This is a genomic window from Microcoleus sp. B4-C1, from assembly GCF_036705285.1.
In the GTDB taxonomy this organism is placed as follows: domain Bacteria; phylum Cyanobacteriota; class Cyanobacteriia; order Cyanobacteriales; family Microcoleaceae; genus Microcoleus.
This window is the reverse complement of the sequence record NZ_JAUBUC010000240.1, coordinates 1-1,173: the sequence shown is the minus strand read 5'-3', so window position 1 is coordinate 1,173 and position 1,173 is coordinate 1. Positions and strand designations below refer to the sequence as shown.

Below are 1,173 nucleotides of genomic sequence, written 5' to 3'. Positions count from 1 at the left end.
CAAGAAAGAGCATTTATCTCGCGCAAGTCAATTCTTTAATCTAAAATCTAAAATCTAAAATCTAAAATCGATTGACCGATCGGCTTATTGATTGAACCGACCCAAAATGTCTTAAAATATACAAAACGGTGAGCTGCTGCACAGCCCGCATATATTAAAATCAAGCGCCAACTTGCAATAATTCTTTAAAATAAAGGTACAGCACCGGCGATCCCTAACTCTTCCCCCTCAGAAAGGGTAGGGTTTAGCAGAATTGAAGACGATCGTCTATGGTGACATCCAGTAAAGCCCGTGCAGTTGCTTTAGTCTCAGCTTTATTCAGGTTATTGGGAACCAGTTACGAGGAGATTTGACCCGCCGTGCTCCAACGCATCAAACAAGACTTAAAAAACGACCTGATCGCAGGACTATTGGTAGTGATACCCTTAGCTACCACCATCTGGCTGACAATTACCGTCGCCAGTTGGGTGATCAATTTTCTCACCAAAATTCCCAAGCAGATCAACCCTTTTGACGGACTCCACCCGATTTTGGTGAATCTGCTCAATCTTTTAGTAGGGCTGGCTGTACCCCTGCTGAGCATCTTAGTCATCGGCTTAATGGCCCGCAACATTTTCGGTAAGTGGCTGCTAGACTTTGGCGAACGGGTGTTGCAGGCAATTCCCCTAGCCGGTTCGGTTTACAAAACTCTCAAACAACTGCTGGGAACCCTCCTCAAATCAAACGACAAATTTCGCCGCGTGGTGTTAGTGGAATATCCCCGGCGGGGCATCTGGACTTTAGCATTTGTGACCGGTACGATCGAGAGTAACGATATCCCGCCTCACCTTTCCGGTGAAACCCCGATCGGCATTTTCATCCCCACCACTCCCAACCCCACCACCGGATGGTACGCTATAGTGCCGGAGGCAGATTTAGTCAATTTGTCAATGTCGATCGAAGATGCCTTTAAAGTCATCATCTCCGGCGGCATCGTCAACCCCAACAACTCAATTGCAGTAACCCCCGAAAACATCAAGGGCAAAACACTCGAACCCTTTGTATCCGAATCAAGATACCAGCCTGTCCCAGTCGAAGAAGATTGAACCAAGACATCTTTAGGATCGCGAATTAAATAACTTACAATTTTAATTGTTATTGTGGGATGGGCGTCCCGCCCGTCCAAAAAGGACG

At 46.5% G+C, this 1,173-nt stretch carries 1 protein-coding gene; it reads left to right on the top strand.

The features are described from left to right. The first annotated feature begins 359 nt into the window (after positions 1-359). Positions 360-1,085 (top strand): DUF502 domain-containing protein, encoded by a 726-nt coding sequence (locus QUB26_RS31890; protein ID WP_333058302.1) that lies wholly within the window; start codon positions 360-362, stop codon positions 1,083-1,085. The last annotated feature ends 88 nt before the right edge of the window (positions 1,086-1,173 follow it).